Genomic DNA, 15,010 nt, shown 5'->3' on the forward strand with positions numbered 1-15,010 from the left:
GGAGCATGCAGCGACGCGGTGGAAGTCACGTGACCCGCTACCTGATCGCTGGAGTGACCAGAGCCAGGTGCGGAACGTAGATGCGCTTAACCGTGCCGGTTCAGTTACTAACGCGTCACTTCGTCAAGCAGAGTAACGCGTCGCGCGATGCGCGCATTGGCGACGCGAGCCGCCGCTCGCCGAACGCATTCGCTACGGTACAGCGGACCAGAAACCCGCAGGATGTGAAATATCGCGCTTACCCTTCATGGGTTGTTGGAAGACAGAGAGTCGCATATCCTGGAATCGCGAAATCCAAGCCTATCGACCCAGCCCTGCCATTCCTCGTCCGACATATAAGCCGTGCTTTCGAGTCGCTGTTTCTCAAGAAATTCCGTCTGCTCCACGAGACTGAGGCCGCCCCAGTATGGGTCCCAGAGTTGGCTATACCAATACGCCGCATTACCCTGCAACGACCCAACGAATGGACCAAGCTCGTAGAACGCAAGCCACGTGCCTGGTGGATTGAATCCGCTGTCGGCGAGACGGTGAACCAGTTCGGCATCGTTCGTCAGTAACCGCATGTTCGTTCCGGAAAGCGCTTCGTCGTGCTTGAGCAGTGTACGCAGTGCTCCTCTCTCGTACACCTGCCAGCTCGTTTCATCGCACTCGCCGCGAATAATCGAGATATAACGCGGAACCTGTGCGACCTCGATTGTTTGCCTTACGAGCAAGGCGTGTACGCCAATTGCCTCCAGTTCCCGCACTTCGATGTGAGGCGCCACGGTTAACGTACGCCTTTCCTCTCGATGCACCGGAAACAGCGTCTTCAGCTTACCGAGGTTCACGTCGTACGCGCGTTCAATCGCCTTTATCTGTCTTTCTCTATGACGCAAAGCAACGCGCCGCTCCTGTCGTTCAGGGCCTATTTCGTCGAGCATTTTTTGTAGTGAAAACACACACGCTCCCCGTCATTTCCGACATGTCGATATCTCCACGATACAGTCAAAAAACCGGCTCATACCGCGACCGGCAACTTATCGGAGCGGATACTTCTGCCCCGATCGGCGATCGCTTGCGCATCACCGCTGCGGAGCGATATGGACTCATCTGAAAAAAGGCTGAACGAGCAAGAAACCGTGACGCCAGAAACGGCAAAGCCCGCTCAAAGCGGGCCAGGCATTCCAACGCGACACCAAGCGAAATCAGAAGACGCAATTGACCATCGAGTGCATGACCGCAATGACCTTACGGGTGTGCACAGATTCAACGGACAACAAAAAACCCGCACGGGGCGGGTTTCAGTGTTGGACAACTCCGCACAACATGCATACGGATTGCCCTGAGAATGTCCTAACAGCTTCGAAGCATGAGGCTGTTGGTTGCGGGGGTAGGATTTGAACCTACGACCTTCGGGTTATGAGCCCGACGAGCTGCCAGACTGCTCCACCCCGCGTCAGAGAAAAAAGATTATATCGGCCTGTCACGCAAACGTCAAACAATCGCGCGAATTATTTCGAGTGCACGCACACTCCGACGCGCCCCAACTCAAAGATCCTGGACGGTCGCGCCTTCCACCTTGCCGTCGATGATGTCCGCGCCGTACTGACTCGCGCTACGCTTGGCGACACCGAAGTCGGCGATCGTCGCCGGCAACTCGAGACGAAATACGCGGCTCGCCTTCGACCCGCTGATCGCGCCCGGCCGGCACACGCGCACGGCCACGTCGTAGCCTTCCGCCTGCCGCTTGTGACCGTCGAATTTATCGAAGGTCCGCGAGAATACCAGCGGGTGCACTTCGAAGTCCTTATAAAGCGCTGGATACCGTTCCGCCATACTGCCTCCCGGTGCGCATCGAAGCGCGAATGTGGTGCCTCACTATACGCCACGCCACGAGTCGCCCAAGCTTTTATTTTCAAGCGCTTAGCGTCGATTTCTCGCGGGTCGGTTTTCGTGTCCGCTTCATCGCCCGCTTCACCGCCCGATCCGCCGCGCGATAAGATGCGGGACTATCCGAATCCCGCGGCAAAGTGAGCCCCATATGAAAATCGCCACCTGGAACGTCAATTCGCTAAAAGTGCGTCAGCAACACGTGATCGACTGGCTCGAAGCCAGCGGCGCCGACGTGCTGTGCCTGCAGGAACTCAAACTGACCGACGACAAATTCCCGCGCGCCGAACTCGAAGAGAAAGGCTACCGCAGCTGGTTCGCCGGTCAGAAGACCTATAACGGCGTCGGCATCGTGGTGCGTGCCGGACTGAACGTCGACGAAAGCAGTGTGGTGCGCAACATCCCCGGCTTCGAGGATCCGCAGCAACGCGTGATCGCCGCGACCATCGAAGGCGTGCGCATCGTCTCCGCCTACTTCCCGAACGGCCAGGCGCCGGGCACCGACAAGTTCGCGTACAAGCTGCGCTGGCTGGCCGCGCTATACGACTGGATCGCCGGCGAAATGGCGCTGCATCCGAAGCTCGCGCTGCTCGGCGACTACAACATCGCGCCGGACGACCGCGACGTGCACGATCCGAAAGCGTGGGAAGGCCAGAACCTCGTGTCGCCGGAAGAGCGCGCCGAATTCACGCGTCTGATCGCGCTCGGCCTGCTCGATGCGTTCCGCAAATTCGACCAGCCCGAGAAACTCTATTCGTGGTGGGACTACCGGATGATGGCGTTCCGCCGCAACGCGGGTCTGCGCATCGACCATATCCTGCTGTCGAAGGCGCTCGCGGACGTCTGCACCTCGTGCGATATCGACAAGGTGCCGCGTAAATGGGAACAGCCATCGGATCACGCACCGGTCGTCGCGGTGCTCGGCTAAAGCGCTATCCCGCGCGCGCCGCCGAGCCGCTCAACGTCCGCCACAAGAACTCGAACACCATTGCATCGTGCGCGGCTTGCTCCAGCTCATCGGAGCCGCCGTGGCCGCCTTCCGTATTCTCCCGGTACCACACGCGCTCGTGCCCCTGCGCCTGCATATGCGCGGCCATCTTGCGCGCGTGTCCCGGATGCACGCGATCGTCGGCCGTCGAAGTCGTGAACAGCGCCGGCGGATAAACCGCATCCGCCGACACGCGGTGATACGGCGAATACGCGGCCAGCACGCGCGCTTCGTCCGGCTCGTCGGGATCGCCGTACTCGTCGATCCACGACGCGCCCGCGTGCAGCAGGTGATAGCGACGCATATCGAGCAACGGCACTTCGCACACGACGGCGCCGAACAGTTCGGGGCGCTGCACCATGCACGCCGCGACCAGTAGCCCGCCGTTGCTGCCACCCTGAATGCCGAGTTGCGCGGCGCTCGTCACGCCGCTGTCGATCAACGCCTGAGCGACCGCGATGAAATCGTCGAACGCGCGTTGACGATGCGCGCCTTGCGCGCCGGTGTGCCAGCGCGTGCCGAACTCACCGCCGCCACGAATGTGCGCGACCACGTACACGCCGCCGCGCGCGAGCCAGCCGATGCCCTGCCCCGTCAGATAGCTCGGCAGCAGCGGAATCGCGAAACCGCCGTAGCCGCTCAGCAGACAGGGACGCGGCGTGGCATCGGTGGTTTGCATCGTCGCCTGCGCATCGGCGCGCGGGCCGATCACCGTGTACGGTACGCGCGTGCCATCGGCGGAAACGGCGTGGCCGCGCGTGAGCGCATAGTGCGTCGAGTCGAACTGCGTCGGCCAGCGATCGAGCAACTCCCATTCGCGCAGATCGTCGCGCGCGAGGTCGGTCAGCCAGTATGCCGGCGGCTGTAGATAGTCGTCGGTATCGACGAAGACCTCGTCGTTGAGCGTCGGTTCGATGGGCGAGACATCGGCCTGCGTGCCCTCCTGCGCGGGAAACACGCGCGGCTGCCATTGCCAGGTCTGGTCCGCGCGCTGTGACGGCGTCCACAGCAGCGTGCGGTTCTGCACGTCTTCCAGATACGACACGATCAGATGATGCCGGGTATGCGTCCACTCGCAGGCGGAAGTCGATGACGTCGGCGTGAACAGCGCGACGACATCGCGCTCGCCGCGCAGAAACGCATCCTCGCGAATCGCCAGCAACGAACCGCCCGGGTGATGTGCATCACCGACCGTCCAGTCGAGCCGTGGTTCGAGCAGCAGCCAGCCCTGCCAACCGCCTATCGCGACGTGCGACGGCACGTCGTAGCGATGCCACGCATCGGGCGCGCCGCCGCTGTCCAGGTAGTACGTATGGCCATCGAAGAAATCGACGCTGCACGCCACCGTGTGCCGATGTTCGACGGGATCGTAATGCGCTTCCACGCCGATGTCGCCGAACGCGGCCTTGAACACCACGGGCGCGTCGGCCAGCGACGTGCCACGTGTCCAGCGCCGCACTTCGCGCGGATAGCCGGAGCGCGTCAGCGTCTTGCGGCCATTGTCCCAGCCGACGTACAGCGTGTCCCGATCGATCCACGACGCCGTGTGCTTGCCGGCCTTCGCAATCGCGAAACCGTCGTCGACGAAACCTTGGGCGTCGATGTCGAACTCGCGCACCACGAGCGCATCCGAGCCGCCCGGCGACAGCGTGATCAACGCGCGGTCGCCATCGGGATAAAGAATGTCGAGTTCGACGCATACCCATGGCGTGCCTTCGGCGGCGCCGAGCGCGTCGAAATCGAGCAGCGTCTGCCAGACCGGCGCGCCGCTGCGCCATGCAGCCCACGGCGTACGCCGCCAGATGCCCTTCGGGTTGCGTTCGTCCTGCCACAGATCGTAGGCCCAGTCCTGCCAGCGATCGGGAATCACCGGACGCTCGCGCGGCAGATACGCGTCGGCGAGACGTTGCCGCAGCGATTCGAATTCGGCGCTGGCGCACCATGCAGCTTGCGTGCGCGCGTTCTGCCGCTCGACCCACGCAAGCGCGGCGGGATCGTCGAGCGCTTCGAGCGACTGATACGGATCGGGGGAAAGCGGCCAGGAGAAGGACGTGGAGGAAACGGAAGAAGCGGGCATCGTCGGCTGTCGGAGGAGAACAGCGGTGATTATGCCTTGGCGGGCAAGTCGGCCGATCAGGGCCGATCACGGCCGACCGCGACCGGCTACGCCAGGCGATGGCGAAGAACAGCGAACAACAGCGAACAACAGCGAACAACAGCGAGCAAAGGCAAGCGCCCGTCGTACAGCATGAATAACAAAGGGCGGCCCGCGAGCCGCCCTTCGTCACACACTTTGCTGCACCCTCGACCGCCCTCGCCTCACGGCTCCAGATTCAACTCCTGAATCTTGCGCGTGATCGTATTGCGCCCGATCCCCAGCCGCTCGGCGGCTTCGACCTTGCGTCCGCGCGTGAAATCCAGCGCTTCGCGAATCACCGCCGCCTCGAAACGCCGTGCGAGTTCGTCCATCACGTCCGCGGCGTTCTCGCGCAGCATCCGCGCGACTTCGGTCCGCAGCCCGCCCTCCCACGCGCTGACCGTGGTCGCGACCGCCGCGCCACCGACCAGCGCCGGGTGCGCGCTCACGCTGCCGCCATTGGCCGGCGCCGTGCCCGCCAGGCCGGTCAAGGCCGCATCGCCGGAAGCCATGCCTGCTCCGCCGGTCAGCTCCGACACGCCCGCTTGCGCCGGCCCGAGATCGGGCGGCAAGTCCTTGATCTCGATGGTCTGCGCCGGCGCCATCACCGTCAGCCAGTTGGCGAGATTCTCCAACTGCCGCACGTTGCCCGGAAACGGCAGCGACGCCATATAAGCCAGCGCTTCTTCCGACACGCGCTTCGGCTCGACGCCGAGATCGCGCGCGCTCTTCTGCAGAAAATGCCGCGTCAGCAACGGAATGTCTTCACTGCGTTCGCGCAACGCCGGCAAGCGCAAACGGATCACATTGAGACGGTGATACAAGTCCTCGCGGAACAGCCCTTGCCGCACGCGCGATTCGAGATTCTGGTGGGTAGCCGCGATCACGCGCACGTTGGCGCGCAACGGGTTATGTCCGCCGACCCGATAGAACTGCCCGTCGGAAAGCACACGCAGCAGCCGCGTCTGCAGATCGAACGGCATGTCGCCGATTTCGTCGAGAAACAGCGTGCCGTTCTCGGCCTGCTCGAAGCGCCCCTGGCGCATCGCCTGCGCGCCGGTGAACGCGCCGCGCTCGTGCCCGAACAGTTCGGATTCCAGAAGGTCCTTCGGAATCGCCGCGGTGTTCAACGCGATGAAGGGACCGTTCGCGCGTGGGCTATGCCGGTGCAACGCACGCGCGACCAGTTCCTTCCCGGTGCCTGATTCGCCGGTAATGAGCACGGTGGCCGCCGAATGCGACAGACGGCCGATCGCGCGGAACATGTCCTGCATGGCCGGCGCCTGGCCGAGCATTTCAGGCGCCTCGGCGACGCGGTCGTCCCACGTCTGTTCGCCGCGCATGCTTTCGTCCACCGCGCGGCGGATCAGCTCGACCGCCTTGTCGACGTCGAATGGCTTGGCGAGGTACTCGAACGCGCCGCCCTGAAACGCGGCGACCGCGCTGTCCAGATCCGAGAACGCGGTCATGATGATGACGGGCAGGCCCGGCACCTTGTCGCGCACGGTCTGCAGCAGTTCGAGGCCCGAGCCGCCCGGCATCCGGATGTCGGACACGAGCACCTGCGGACTCTCGTGATCGAGCGCCGCCGAGGCCTCGCGCACGTTCGCGAAGCTGCGGGTCGCGAAGTTTTCGCGTGCAAGCGCTTTTTCAAGCACCCAGCGAATCGATTGATCGTCGTCTACTATCCAGATCGGCTTCATATAGGTCGGTCAGAAGTCTTGGGATTACCTGCGATACATGGGGTACTAGCAGTCGAGCGGCAGCAGAATCTGAAACTCGGTGTGGCCGGGCCGGCTATCCACTTCGATCAGACCATCGTGCTGCTGCACGAACGTCTGCGCGAGCGTCAAACCGAGTCCGCTTCCATCCTCGCGCCCCGACACGAGCGGATAGAAAATCCGGTCGCGAATCTCTTCGGGAATGCCAGGGCCGTTGTCGGTGATATGCAAGTCCAGTGCCAACTTACATAAACGTTTCGACACCGTGATCTTGCGGGCGATACGGGTGCGCAATTCGATCCGCGCATCGCCTTGTGAAATACGTTCGCGCAACGCTTCGGCGGCATTGCGCACGATGTTCAGCAGCGCCTGGATCAACTGCTCCTTGTCGCCGCGCAAATCCGGCACGCTCACGTCGTAGTCGCGTTCGATCGTCAGGCCGCGCGGAAACTCCGCGAGAATCACCTGGCGCACGCGCTCGCACACTTCATGAATATTCACGTCGCCGACGATATGCGGATGCCGGTGCGGCTCCAGCAGCCGGTCGACCAGCGTCTGCAGCCGGTCCGACTCCTTGATGATGACCTGCGTGTATTCGCGCAGTTCGTCGCGCTGCCGCTCGCCGAGTTCGAACTCCAGCAATTGCGCCGCGCCGCGAATCCCGCCGAGCGGGTTCTTGATTTCGTGCGCGAGATTGCGGATCAGTTGTTTGTTGACCGCCGTGAGGTCGTTGATACGCTCCTCGCGGTCGGTGCGCAGATGCCGCTCGTTCTCGAACAGTTCGAGCAGCACATAGTCCTGCGCGCTTTCCAGAAAGCCGACGATCGCATGCACGTGCAGCGGCTCGTGGCCGGGACGCTCGAGCACGGCGTCCAGATGGGTCGCATGAAAACGGTGCGCGGCGATCGCGGAAATGGTCGCGACCAGTTCGTCCGCGTTCGAGAAGATGTCCGGCCACGCCATCTGCGTCAGTTGCTTGCGCGAGAGTTCGAGCATCGACTCCGCCGACGGATTCGCGAACGCGACGCGCAACGTGCGCTTCTCGAGCACCAGCACGACCGTGGGCAACGCCTCGAAGCCCGGCAACAACCCGGAAGCGACGAGCTGGACGTCGTCCGACAGCGACTGCTCGTGCCCTTTCCTTGCCTTGATCAGATTCTTGAGAACCATCTTGCAGTCTGGCCGATAGGAGAAGGAATGGTGATGACACGCGGTGACGCAACACGATGACAGAACGCGACGCCGCAAACGTTCTGCGCCCGGTAACGAAAAAGGGACGGCGCCGCCGTCCCTTCGTGACCGATCGCGAGCGTCGGACCAAGCGCTTCGCCGGGTGAAGGGCGAAGCGCCATGGCCGCTTACAGCGAGTAGTACATTTCGAATTCGATCGGGTGCACCGACTGACGATAGCGTTGCAGCTCGCCCGTCTTCAGTTCGATGTACGCGTCGAGCATCGAGTCCGTGAACACGCCGCCGCGCGTCAGGAATTCGCGGTCCGCGTCCAGCGCGTCCAGAGCCTGGTCGAGGCCGGCGCACACGGTCGGGATCTTTGCATCCTCTTCCGGCGGCAGGTCGTACAGGTTCTTGTCGGCAGCTTCGCCCGGGTGAATCTTGTTCTGCACGCCGTCCAGACCCGCCATCATCAGCGCGGAGAAGCACAGGTACGGATTCGCCATCGGATCCGGGAAACGCGTTTCGATACGGCGACCCTTCGGGTTCGACACGTGCGGAATACGGATCGATGCCGAACGGTTGCGTGCCGAGTAAGCCAGCTTCACCGGTGCTTCGAAGTGCGGCACGAGTCGCTTGTACGAGTTCGTCGACGGGTTCGTGATCGCGTTCAGCGCGCGAGCATGCTTGATGATGCCGCCGATGTAGAACAGCGCGAATTCCGACAGACCTGCGTAGCCATTGCCCGCGAACAGGTTGGTGCCGTCCTTCCAGATCGACTGGTGAACGTGCATGCCCGAACCGTTATCGCCGACGATCGGCTTCGGCATGAACGTTGCCGTCTTGCCGTACGTGTGCGCGACGTTGTGGATGATGTACTTCATTTGCTGCAGCCAGTCGGCGCGTTGCACCAGCGTCGAGAACTTGGTGCCGATTTCGTTCTGGCCCTGACCCGCGACTTCGTGGTGATGCACTTCGACCGGGATGCCGATCTGTTCGAGCAGCAGACACATTTCCGAACGGATGTCCTGGAACGTGTCGACCGGTGCGACCGGGAAGTAGCCGCCCTTCGTGCCCGGACGGTGGCCGGTGTTGCCGCCTTCGAATTCCTTCGACGACGACCACGGCGCTTCTTCCGAGCCGATCTTGATGAAGCAGCCCGACTGATCCGTATTCCACTGGACCGAGTCGAAAATGAAGAATTCCGGTTCCGGACCGAAGAAGGCCGTGTCGCCGAGGCCCGTGCTCTTCAGGTACGCTTCAGCGCGCTTGGCGAGCGAACGCGGGTCGCGCTCGTAGCCCTTGCCGTCCGCCGGTTCGACGACGTCGCAGGTCAGCACGAGGGTCGATTCTTCGAAGAACGGGTCGATGAAGGCCGTGTTCGCGTCCGGAATCAGCAACATGTCCGAGGCTTCGATGCCCTTCCAGCCGGCAATCGACGAACCGTCAAACGCATGGCCGCTTTCGAACTTGTCTTCATCGAATGCCGACACCGGCACCGAAACGTGTTGTTCCTTGCCGCGCGTGTCGGTGAAACGGAAGTCGACAAACTTGACGTCTTCGTCTTTGACGAGTTGCACGACGTCGGCCACGGATTTACTCATAACCTATCTCCTGATTAACGAATTCGGCGGATTCAGCCGCCGCCCAATCTAGCTGACCCGCCCCGGCACGTCCACCCCTCTATCGGTGAGGAGGATCATAAGAATCTGCCCGGGCAAATCGATCGGCACCAATAAAGCAGCTTCTGTGCCATGTATGCGCCAAGCCGGCGCAAAAGCTTGCGGCGCGCGCGTTTGCGGGGAATGGACGCACCGCGGGACGCAGCGGCGTGAAATCTTCATCTCAAACGACGCACCAAAAATGTGCGTCGTTTGAGATGAATTCCCTAGGCTTATCTATTTTGGTGCATAACGTCGAATTTGCACCACTTTTGCGCATGCGCACCGGTTGATCCGACACAGCGGCCGACGCTCGTTTCCTCGCCCGGTCGATCCCTGCACGCCACGCGGCCCGCGCTAGAATGGCCATTTGGCCCAAAGGAGACTGGCGCTCATGAGCACGCTCGAACAGTTGTACGCCCAGGCGGAAAAACGCCGCACAGAAAACCAGTTGCCCTACGCGGGCGCGATCTCGCCCGCCGAGGCGTTCGAGCTGCTGCAACTCGATCCGCGCACGCGCCTCGTCGACGTGCGCACGCGCGCCGAACTCGACTGGGTCGGCCGGCCGGTGATCGGTGATGGCCAGTACGCGCACGTCGAATGGACCCGTTATCCGGGTGCGGTGCCGAATCAGGAATTCATCCAGCAGTTGAGCCAGGTGGCGCAGGCCGATACGCCGGTGCTGTTCCTGTGCCGCAGCGCCGCGCGCTCCAAGCTCGCCGCGATCGCCGCGACTCAGGCTGGCTTCACCAAGGCGTACGACCTGCTGGAAGGCTTCGAAGGCGACAAGGACGGCCAGGGGCATCGGAAGACGGTGTCGGGCTGGTGCTTTCGTGGGTTGCCGTGGATCGGAGCTTGATCGAGCACCGGGTCGCAGACATCGTCGGCGCGCAATGTGACAGGCGGATGATCTGATCAGGTGGTGTGAGGTGGGGCTTCGGTGAGTTGATGGTGTGGTGGAGGAGTCCGGCGTGGAGGTTTGCGCTGTGGGCTGTGGGCTGTGGGCTGTGGGCTGTGGGCTGTGGGCTGTGAGCCAAAGCATAACGGGCGCCGTAGCGCCCGTTTTATTTCAACGCCGTCAGCTTTGTGACGGCCTGCCGCGAATCAGCCCGGCGGCTTCGCCTTCGCCGCGGCCACCGATGCCGCCGCCGCTTCCGGCTCGACGATGTCCCCGCCGAGCAGATGCACCCCCTCGCGCAGCTTCACGAATGCAGCCGCAACCGCTTCCGGCTCGCCCTTCACCCCCAGGTCGATGTGATGCCGCGCGTACACGCCACCGCGTTCGGCATCGCCGACGCTCGGCAGGCTGAACACCCGCACGCCCGGAAAATCGCTTTCGATTTTCTCCATCAACGGCGTCAGGCGCGATTCCGGCAACTCGAACACCAGCAGCGACTTTTCCGCGTGCGGCATGGCGTGATGCAGATGCGCGTAGTGCGTATCCAGCACCCACTCGATCATCGGCCACGCCATGACCGGGAAACCCGGCACGAAGTAATGCTGGTTGATCGAGAAGCCGGGGATCTTGTTGTAGCCGTTCGGCACGATCGCCGCGCCCTGCGGATACGTGCCCATGTTCAGACGATGCCGGTTCTCCGGCGAATCCAGATCGAGCGGCGTGGCCGCGTTCGCCGGATACATGTCGCGAATGCGCTCCTGAATCAGCTTCGCGGCTTCCGGATGCAGTTCGAGCGGCACGCCCAGCGCGGCGGCCGCGCATTGACGCGTATGGTCGTCCGGCGTGGCGCCGATGCCGCCCGTCGAGAACACGATGTCGCCCGATGCGAACGTCCGCCGCAACGTCGTGGTAATGCGTTCGGGGTCGTCGCCGACGTACTCCGCCCAGCCGAGCGACAACCCGCGCGCGCCCAGCAATTCGATGACCTTCGGCAGATGCTTGTCGACCCGACGGCCCGACAGGATTTCATCGCCGATGATGATGACGCCAAATGCCATTGCCGCCTCTTTCGCTTTAGTCAGTGAAACATCAATAAGGAACCGGCGCCGCCTGCCGCACGCCGCCGTGCTCTTCCGCGCGCATGCGTTGCAGCGCGCGCAGGCAGTAATAGCCGAACCACAGCGCCGAAAACACGAGGATGAACGCGTAGATCCAGATCGTCACCGCGGTCACGACCGGGAACAGCACGATCAGCCACACCGACGACGCCCACAGCAAGGTCGGCAGCGAACCGAGCAAACCGCTGGCCACGCCGATCAACAGCAACGGCAAGCGGAAACGCCGCACCAGCGCGCGTCGTTCGTCGCGCGTGGCATGCAGCGCGAGCGCGTCGTAGCTCATCACGCGATAGGTCAGCCAGCCCCACAACAGTGGCGGAATCAGCGCGAAGAACGGCGGCACCAGCCACAGCGGCAACGTCACCACGAGCAGCACCAGACACAGCAGTGTGGTCCACAACGCCTGGCCGAGGCTACCGTACCACGTTCCGCCGCGACGCATTTCGAGGCCGGCGAAATGGCGCGCCGCGAGAAAGCGGATCACGGCCGGCATCGACAGCGTGGCGATCAGCAGCAGCACGGTGACGACGATCAACGGTATCGCCATCGCGATCACGAGGAACGGCGCGACCGCGGTATGCAGCGCCGAAAAACCGAGCCAGTCGAACAGCCGGTACAGCGTCAACGTGAACGACCAGCTATCGAGCCAACCACGCGTGGCGCCGATCAGCGTCTGCCACGAGAACCACAGCATCACGCCCCACCCGACGGTCGCCGCGAAAAACGGCATGAAGGTCAGCCAGAGCATGCGCGGGTGGAGCGCGCTAGCCAGCGCGCGTCCAAACGAGCGCAACAGATCATTCATGCGAGCCAGTGCCGGTGAGCGAAACGATGGAAGAAGCCGGGCCGCGTCGCGCCCCACGACGCGCACGCTGGGCGGGATTCGGAACAGGATAAACCACGCGAGGCGCTGCCGGGGAGACCGGCGGCATGCAGGAAGGGCTGATCAAACCGCGCTGGCGTCGCCGTCGGCGCCGCGGCCGCCGGCGTGCTCATCGACGCGTTTGCGCGCAAGACGCTGCGCGATGCGCACGAACGCGAGCCCATGCTGGGCCCAGAAGCCTTCGCCGTAGCGACGGCCCTGCAACTGGTCGGCGATGCCGGTCGGCTCCATGTCGCGGCTCCAGGAAACGCTGCGGAACAGCATGTCCCACCACGGGAACAGCACGCCGAAGTTACAGCCGTACTTGAGCCCCTCATGGCCGTAGCCGATGGCATGATGGCGGCGATGGAAGGTCGGACTGACCAGCAAACGCTCGCCGAGCCAGCCGAAGTACAGACGGATGTTCGCGTGCTGCACGCTCTGCGCGAGATTCGTGATCGCGACCAGCACGACGAACTGCGAGGGCGGCACGCCGATCACCAGCGCGATCGCCGCGAAGAACGACGCCTGCATCAGATCGTCCAGCAGATGGTTGCGGTCGTCGGACCACAGCGACATCTGCCGCTGACTGTGGTGTACCGCGTGCAGCTCCCACCACACGCCGATGCGGTGCTGCCAGCGGTGATACCAGTAGCCGGCGAAGTCGAGCACCAGCAGGTACATCACGAACGTGACGAGCGGCCGGGTGGTGACGCCGGGCCACAGATTGTCGAGATCCAGATTCGCGATGCCGTTCAGCCGCAGCCACCCCTGCACGCTATCGAACAGCGGCTGGAACGCGAAGAAGAAAAACAGGTTGAGAATGCCGAGCTTGACGATCCACGTATAGATCACGTCGACGCGCACCGCCTTGCGATCCGGCCACCGCTCCACCGGACGCAGCGCTTCGAGCGGGCGCAGCACCGCGTACATGGCCAGCACCTCCAGCACGCCGACGATCACCCAGTAGAGCGCGTCGTACGTATCTTCGTCGTAACCCATCAGGTCGAAGCGGAACAGCAGCGGCTGCACCACGTCGACGTACAGCAGGGTCTGCACCGCCGAAACGAAGCTGTCGAGAGAAGCGAAAATCTGCTGAAACATGTGCTGGCCCGTTACTTCCCGCGTGTCGCGGCGCCCTGTGCGTCAGGCGCCGTTCGGCGCCGTGACCGGCGCGCGATTGAAGAAATAGATACCGTGCGGCGAACGGCCCACGGCAATCGTCTGGATCAGTTTGCGCGTGTTCAGGTCGATGATGCCGACGTGCTTCGCGAAGCGGAACGTGACCCATAGATAGCGTTTGTCCGCCGTCAGTTCCATGTCGTCCGGCCCCGGCATCAAGCCGGTGATGTCGCCGACATTGGTGAGCGTGTCTTCGTCGATGATGCTGATCGTGCTGGCGACCCGGTTCGACACCGCGACGTGCTTGCCGTCCGCCAGCGAGCGGAAGTTGTGCGCACCCTTCCCTGTCTGGATGGTCTTCACGATCTTCTGGTTGCGCCAGTCGACCACGGCCACGTAATCCGAGCCGGTCATGCCGATCAGCAGGTATTTTTCGCCCGGCGTCATCCACAGCCCGGCCGGCACCTTGCCGACCTTCATTTTCCACTTGACGGTTTGCGTGGCCAGATCGATCGCGGCCAGCTCACCCGACACCTGCAGCGTGACGAATACCGTCTTGCTGTCGTTGGTGAACGCCATGTGGCTCGGCATGACCGCGAGCGGCAGACGCGACGCGAGCGTCATCTGGTTCTTCTGGCTGTCGTAGTGATAGATGTCGAGCCGGTCAAGACGCAGGCCGGTGGTGACGAGCCACTTGCGGTCAGGCGAAAAACCGATCTGATACGGATCTTCGATGTTCTCGACCCAGCGCTGCACCTGCCCCGTTTTCGGGTCGACGAACATCAGATTGTTCGACACCGAATTCGCGACGATCAACGACGAGTTGTCCGGCGTGGACATCAGATGGTGCGGTTCCTTGCCGGTCGGTACCGTGCCGACGACCTGACGGGTGGCTTCGTCGATCAGGCTGAGCGTCGCTTCGCCGGAATTGAGCACGATGACGTTATTCGCGCGCGCCGCCGGAGAGAAAAAACCTGTTGCCGCGACGACTGCCGCGCCCGCCAGGACCATGCCGGTCAAGCCGGAGAAGGAAAAATTGCGCATGAAAACTCACTTCGGGAGAACGTTCGTCATTGTAGAACGTTTACTGTGATGCAAGGTTGACATGGCTCGGGGGTGAGCACGTTGGACCCGTTGAACGCCTGCCAGGAATTTCATGGAGTTTTCCTGGCCAATCCGACAAATGATTGCGTTTTTGCAAACGCTTTTAAATCTGCCGACGCGAAATGCATATTATCTCATTCAAAATAAATTGAATTAAATTAAGACGCCCATAAAAATATCAAAAATAAGAAATTAACCAGCGACTTTATTTTTATCAAGATCAATATTTCGGAATTATCCCATCACCGTCGCCACGCGAAATTCGCCAGAATGGCGGCTGCCGAGCGTCTTGTCAGACCATGCGTAGCCGGCCCGAAGCGTGTCCGGCATAGCCAGCCATCCATCAATGCTTTTAACGCA

General features: G+C 62.6%; 12 protein-coding genes and 1 tRNA gene. 2 read left to right on the forward strand and 11 right to left on the reverse strand.

All coding sequences use genetic code 11. The features are described from left to right. Window positions 1–245 precede the first annotated feature (245 nt). From LFL96_RS12485 to LFL96_RS12495, 3 genes are all read right to left on the reverse strand, one after another. Window positions 246–938, reverse strand: a complete 693-nt coding sequence (locus LFL96_RS12485) for a hypothetical protein (protein WP_280995552.1) — start codon at window positions 936–938, stop codon at window positions 246–248. Between the two features lie 420 nt (window positions 939–1,358). Beyond that, window positions 1,359–1,435: transfer RNA gene (locus LFL96_RS12490), tRNA-Met, on the reverse strand. Window positions 1,436–1,527: 92 nt separating this feature from the next. After that, entirely contained in the window at window positions 1,528–1,815 is a 288-nt protein-coding gene (locus LFL96_RS12495) for a hypothetical protein (RefSeq protein ID WP_280995553.1), read from the reverse strand. Between the two features lie 205 nt (window positions 1,816–2,020). On the opposite strand from LFL96_RS12495, the gene xth reads away from it, so the two are divergent. Next, complete coding sequence (gene xth, locus LFL96_RS12500) at window positions 2,021–2,797, forward strand: exodeoxyribonuclease III (RefSeq protein WP_280995554.1); 777 nt, start codon at window positions 2,021–2,023, stop codon at window positions 2,795–2,797. Between the two features lie 4 nt (window positions 2,798–2,801). Here xth and LFL96_RS12505 read toward each other — a convergent pair whose 3' ends face one another. From LFL96_RS12505 to glnA, 4 genes are all read right to left on the reverse strand, one after another. Next, window positions 2,802–4,934 carry a prolyl oligopeptidase family serine peptidase gene (locus LFL96_RS12505; RefSeq protein ID WP_280995555.1) on the reverse strand — a complete coding sequence of 711 codons (2,133 nt, stop codon included), beginning with the start codon at window positions 4,932–4,934 and terminating at the stop codon, window positions 2,802–2,804. A 242-nt stretch (window positions 4,935–5,176) separates the two neighbouring features. Beyond that, a complete protein-coding gene (gene ntrC, locus LFL96_RS12510) occupies window positions 5,177–6,697 on the reverse strand; it encodes a nitrogen regulation protein NR(I) (protein WP_280995556.1) in 1,521 nt (506 codons plus the stop codon). Window positions 6,698–6,742: 45 nt separating this feature from the next. Beyond that, a complete protein-coding gene (gene glnL, locus LFL96_RS12515; protein ID WP_280995557.1) occupies window positions 6,743–7,885 on the reverse strand; it encodes a nitrogen regulation protein NR(II) in 1,143 nt (380 codons plus the stop codon). A 188-nt stretch (window positions 7,886–8,073) separates the two neighbouring features. Continuing rightward, on the reverse strand, window positions 8,074–9,489 hold the full coding sequence (gene glnA, locus LFL96_RS12520; protein WP_280995558.1) for a type I glutamate--ammonia ligase: 1,416 nt from the start codon (window positions 9,487–9,489) through the stop codon (window positions 8,074–8,076). A 451-nt stretch (window positions 9,490–9,940) separates the two neighbouring features. On the opposite strand from glnA, the gene LFL96_RS12525 reads away from it, so the two are divergent. Beyond that, window positions 9,941–10,405, forward strand: coding sequence for a rhodanese-like domain-containing protein (locus LFL96_RS12525; RefSeq protein WP_280995559.1), 465 nt, complete (start codon window positions 9,941–9,943; stop codon window positions 10,403–10,405). A 245-nt stretch (window positions 10,406–10,650) separates the two neighbouring features. Here LFL96_RS12525 and LFL96_RS12530 read toward each other — a convergent pair whose 3' ends face one another. The 4 genes from LFL96_RS12530 to LFL96_RS12545 form a co-directional block, all read right to left on the reverse strand. Beyond that, window positions 10,651–11,502 (reverse strand): molybdopterin-binding protein, encoded by an 852-nt coding sequence (locus tag LFL96_RS12530; RefSeq protein ID WP_280995560.1) that lies wholly within the window; start codon window positions 11,500–11,502, stop codon window positions 10,651–10,653. Window positions 11,503–11,533: 31 nt separating this feature from the next. Continuing rightward, on the reverse strand, window positions 11,534–12,367 hold the full coding sequence (locus LFL96_RS12535; RefSeq protein ID WP_280995561.1) for an EI24 domain-containing protein: 834 nt from the start codon (window positions 12,365–12,367) through the stop codon (window positions 11,534–11,536). Between the two features lie 141 nt (window positions 12,368–12,508). Next, window positions 12,509–13,528, reverse strand: coding sequence for a sterol desaturase family protein (locus LFL96_RS12540; protein ID WP_280995562.1), 1,020 nt, complete (start codon window positions 13,526–13,528; stop codon window positions 12,509–12,511). Window positions 13,529–13,570: 42 nt separating this feature from the next. Next, window positions 13,571–14,557 carry a beta-propeller fold lactonase family protein gene (locus LFL96_RS12545; RefSeq protein WP_281000720.1) on the reverse strand — a complete coding sequence of 329 codons (987 nt, stop codon included), beginning with the start codon at window positions 14,555–14,557 and terminating at the stop codon, window positions 13,571–13,573. Between the last annotated feature and the right edge of the window lie 453 nt (window positions 14,558–15,010).

The sequence above is a fragment of the Paraburkholderia sp. D15 genome (assembly GCF_029910215.1).
Lineage (GTDB): Bacteria > Pseudomonadota > Gammaproteobacteria > Burkholderiales > Burkholderiaceae > Paraburkholderia.

Excerpts from the sequence above, each read along its gene's own strand:
- LFL96_RS12495 (WP_280995553.1), bottom strand. The coding sequence starts at position 1,815 with ATGGCGGAACGGTATCCAGCGCTTTATAAGGACTTCGAAGTGCACCCG.
- LFL96_RS12505 (WP_280995555.1), bottom strand. The coding sequence starts at position 4,934 with ATGCCCGCTTCTTCCGTTTCCTCCACGTCCTTCTCCTGGCCGCTTTCC.
- LFL96_RS12545 (WP_281000720.1), bottom strand. The coding sequence starts at position 14,557 with ATGGTCCTGGCGGGCGCGGCAGTCGTCGCGGCAACAGGTTTTTTCTCT.
- LFL96_RS12525 (WP_280995559.1), top strand. The coding sequence starts at position 9,941 with ATGAGCACGCTCGAACAGTTGTACGCCCAGGCGGAAAAACGCCGCACA.
- LFL96_RS12540 (WP_280995562.1), bottom strand. The coding sequence starts at position 13,528 with ATGTTTCAGCAGATTTTCGCTTCTCTCGACAGCTTCGTTTCGGCGGTG.
- ntrC (WP_280995556.1), bottom strand. The coding sequence starts at position 6,697 with ATGAAGCCGATCTGGATAGTAGACGACGATCAATCGATTCGCTGGGTG.
- xth (WP_280995554.1), top strand. The coding sequence starts at position 2,021 with ATGAAAATCGCCACCTGGAACGTCAATTCGCTAAAAGTGCGTCAGCAA.
- LFL96_RS12530 (WP_280995560.1), bottom strand. The coding sequence starts at position 11,502 with ATGGCATTTGGCGTCATCATCATCGGCGATGAAATCCTGTCGGGCCGT.
- glnL (WP_280995557.1), bottom strand. The coding sequence starts at position 7,885 with ATGGTTCTCAAGAATCTGATCAAGGCAAGGAAAGGGCACGAGCAGTCG.
- LFL96_RS12535 (WP_280995561.1), bottom strand. The coding sequence starts at position 12,367 with ATGAATGATCTGTTGCGCTCGTTTGGACGCGCGCTGGCTAGCGCGCTC.
- glnA (WP_280995558.1), bottom strand. The coding sequence starts at position 9,489 with ATGAGTAAATCCGTGGCCGACGTCGTGCAACTCGTCAAAGACGAAGAC.